We start from the raw sequence: 3,404 nt of genomic DNA on the forward strand, positions 1-3,404 counted from the left end.
TGGACGACATCGGCGACGAGGCCGTCGGTGTCGGTGGTGATCGTCTGGGCGCCGATCGGCTGGACGGCCAGCGCGAACCCGGCGGCGAGCGTGGTCACGGCCCCGCGGCGGCTGAGCGACGAATCGGCAGCGGAAGCATCGGTGGAGAGAACCATCGGTCGGCTCCGGAGGGCATGCGGGTCGGGTGTCGAGCGTCGAGCGGCGGGCAGCCTACCGCAGCGCCGCCGCTTCGGCAGCAATGCGCCCCAGGGCGTCGTCCGGGACCGGGCCATGGAGGATGAGCACGACGCGGAGCGACAGCGTGGCACCCGGTGCGAGCGCCGCTCCCCCCGGCTCGGCCGCCCCGTAGGCGCGGCTGCCGAACGGATTGGCAAGCAACCAGCCTGTGTCGCGGGCGTGGAACCGCCACGGCCGGCCGGCAGCGGGGACGACGAGGACCCCGACCCGCGCTCCCTCTTCCTCCCCTGCCGCGTCGACCCACGCCGCCCGCTTGCCGAACACCTCTTTTTCGTTCACGCCGCCGTGATCGGCCAGATACCGGCCACCGCCGCGCGGGGCGAGGGAGCCGATCAGCCGGATCCCCAACCCCATCTCCTCGACGTCGCCGAACGCCACCGGCGTGCCCGCGGCGGCGAGCTCCCCTTCCCAGGTGACGACGCGCACCGGATGGCCGGCGAGCGCTCGGTCCGACAGCGTGATCCGCGACCGCTCGCGGCAGACCACGCCGGCTGCCGGCGTGTCGGCGGGGGTGTCGAGATACTCGCTCACGCAGGTGATCGCGGCCGTCCCGGCCGGGCTTGGCTCGGGCGTGCAGGCGGTCACGCGCACGGCCGTCTTGTGGCGCCATGGATCGGCGCCCGACAGATCGCTGAAGCAGAGCATCACCCCCGGGTGCATCGTGGCATGGTCACTTGCGTCGATCCCCGGCCGCGGCGGACAGGGGCGCGTGACGAGCAGGCCTCCGGGCGCGCGCAGATCGCGGAGCGCCGGCCGACCGATCGCCCGGTCGGCATAGACGAAGCTCGCGACCGGCGCCCCGCCGACTTCGCCGACGACCACCCGCCCCTCCTCCCCCTTCGCCACCAGGTCGGCTGCGGCAGCCGGGCTTGGTGCGCCTGCCGAAGCCAGCAGGGCGGCGAGGACCACGGCGCTCGCAGACCGTGGACGAAACTCGCGGCCGCGGGATGCGGCCGGCCAGCCGGCCGGGAGGGGCAGCGTCGAGCGGCAGCCGAGTGTCATCGTGGGTTCTCCGGAGCGGGGCGCCGTGGGGACGGCGCGGCGTCGATTTCGTCGACGAGCGCTTCCACGGCGCGCGTGACCGTGTCTTCGACCGTGCCGGCCCAGCGGAAGGCCGGCCGGCCATATTCATAGAGGAACGAACCCCCTTCGTAGCCCCCTTCCTCCCAGACGCGCCGCGAGGGGATGTAGGCCGCCATGTCGTCGGTGTAGCCGAGGACCCACGTGCCCGGCCCCCACTGCCGCTTGAAGCGCAGCGCGTAGTCGACCACCGTCTCTCCACCCATGCCGACGACGAGCGTGTCGCCGAGCCGCCAGGCATGCAGCGGGTAGGGATAGGCCGAAGCGAACGAGCCTCCCGCTTCGAGCTTCGCCAGCAACCGCCGCCCCCAGCGCGCCTTGATGGCGTTGCCGTCGTCGGCGGCGGCACGAAGGTCGGCAGCGGTGACGACGCGCTCGTAGTCGAGGTCGATCATCCGGAACGCCGTCCGCAGCCGGCAGGGCACGGTCTCGAGCACGCCGCGCAGTGCCTCCTCGACGCCGGCGGCGAGCATCGCGCCATACCGCTGGCACAGCGCGACGCTGCGGCGCGGGAGCGGGTTTTGGTCGCCGCCGCAGGTGTTGACGAACAGCGCCGTCGTGCCGGGGTGGGACTGTTCGAGGGCGACCTGGGCGAAGCCGGGGTAGTCGCCGCAGTAGGTCGTCGCCGAGAGAGTCGTCGGATGGCAGGCGTAGCCGAAGAGGATCGCGTCGAGCCGGCCGTCGGGACGCGTGACGGTGAGCACGGGCACCGTGTGGTCGGTGACGCCACGGAGCGGTTCGCCCCGGGCGATCCGCTCGGCGACCTCGGTTTCGGGGTTGTCGCGGCGGTTGACCGCGAACGTCGTCCGGCCGACGCCGACACGGAGCGTGGCGGGGGCGAGGGCGGCCAGCGCGTCGGCGACGAGCCCGACGCAGGTCTCCACGCACGACGTCGTGTAGCGCTCGACGAGCGCTTCCTGGGCGGGATCGACCGGATAGTAGTCGAGGAGATCGTCGCCGAGGCGCGGGCTCGAATGGTTGTGGGAGTAGGCAAACATCACCCGCGCCCGGTCGAGGCCATGGTCGGCGGCGAGCCGCGCGAAGACGCGGTCGCTCATGCTCGCCGGCACCCCCTGGAAGTCGCTGGTGATCAGCACCGCCCGGCCGCCGTCGGCCGCCTCGAAGGCGAGCGCCTTGGCCCACAGGTCGTGGTGTTTTCCGTCGGGCTCGCGCTTCGTGCCGTAGCCCGCCAGCCACACAGGCTCCGTCGGCGTGATCACGCGCCGGGCCACGCCGACGCGCCAGGCTGGCTCGGTAGCGCTCGCTGCGGGGGTGAGGAGGAGCGCAGTGATGGCGAATGCGATGCGACACCGCCCGACCGGTCTTGGTCTGACCGAGGAAGCACGAGGGGGCAGCCTCAGCTCGGGCTCTGCAGAGGGGGACGCCCCTCGCGCCTCTGCCCTCGCATCGACCCGCACGAGGTTGCGACGGGACGATGCGAGGGCGACGGCGGAGGGGCTACGCGGGCCCCATGGATGGCGGAACGGTGATGCACGGTGGGCGCGTGATGCATGTCGGGACGGCCGTCTCGACTTCGCGCCACGCTTGCCGGCGTCACTGGGAGCAGATCGGGTTTTCATGAAGATGAAGACGCTCGCCGTCGGAAGAGCCGTCTCTCGAGAGCCGCCGTTTTGGCCGCGCGCTGGCGTGATGATACGCCAACGGGGCTGTGGGCATGTCGCGGCTCCAGGTGCCGACTCTGCCGGAGGGACGGGCTTCCTCGACTGGCTCCGCTACAGTGGTCGCTCGTGGTCGCTCGTCGTCGCGTTGGTTCGATCACGCCCGCGATGATGCCGCGCCTGCTGCACCCTGCCGGTCGTTACTCGTGTCTCGTGTCTCCTGTTTCTTGCTCCTGTCTCCTGTCTCCCAGGCCCTTTGGCATCGTGGCTCCCCTACTCCCCCACTCCCCCATTCCCCTATCCTCCCACTCCCCTATCCTCCCACTCCCCTACCCTCCCACTCCTCTATCCTCCCACTCCCCTCCCCAATGCCCTCCACCACGCTCCCCGTCGCCGTGCCCGCCGCGTTTGGCGCCGCCGACCAGCCGCTGCCTGCCGTCGGCCTCGGGCTGTGGAAGATCGACCGGG

The 3,404-nt window shown here is 72.0% G+C and carries 3 protein-coding genes; all 3 read right to left on the bottom strand.

All coding sequences use genetic code 11. From position 1 onward, the window contains the following. Nucleotides 1–155: carboxymethylenebutenolidase (locus FJ309_17230; protein ID MBM3956317.1), on the bottom strand; the 155-nt coding region annotated here is incomplete at its 3' end. A 55-nt stretch (nt 156–210) separates the two neighbouring features. Next, on the bottom strand, nt 211–1,239 hold the full coding sequence (locus FJ309_17235; protein ID MBM3956318.1) for a hypothetical protein: 1,029 nt from the start codon (nt 1,237–1,239) through the stop codon (nt 211–213). Beyond that, a complete protein-coding gene (locus tag FJ309_17240; protein ID MBM3956319.1) occupies nt 1,236–2,897 on the bottom strand; it encodes a hypothetical protein in 1,662 nt (553 codons plus the stop codon). Before FJ309_17240 ends, FJ309_17235 begins: the two co-directional genes overlap by 4 nt. Nucleotides 2,898–3,404: the final 507 nt, after the last annotated feature.

Source organism: Planctomycetota bacterium (assembly GCA_016872555.1).
GTDB lineage: Bacteria > Planctomycetota > Planctomycetia > Pirellulales > UBA1268 > F1-20-MAGs016.

What these genes read in the sequence shown, in the direction of transcription:
- FJ309_17235 (MBM3956318.1), bottom strand. Translation starts at nt 1,239, where the DNA reads ATGACACTCGGCTGCCGCTCGACGCTGCCCCTCCCGGCCGGCTGGCCG.
- FJ309_17240 (MBM3956319.1), bottom strand. Translation starts at nt 2,897, where the DNA reads ATGAAAACCCGATCTGCTCCCAGTGACGCCGGCAAGCGTGGCGCGAAG.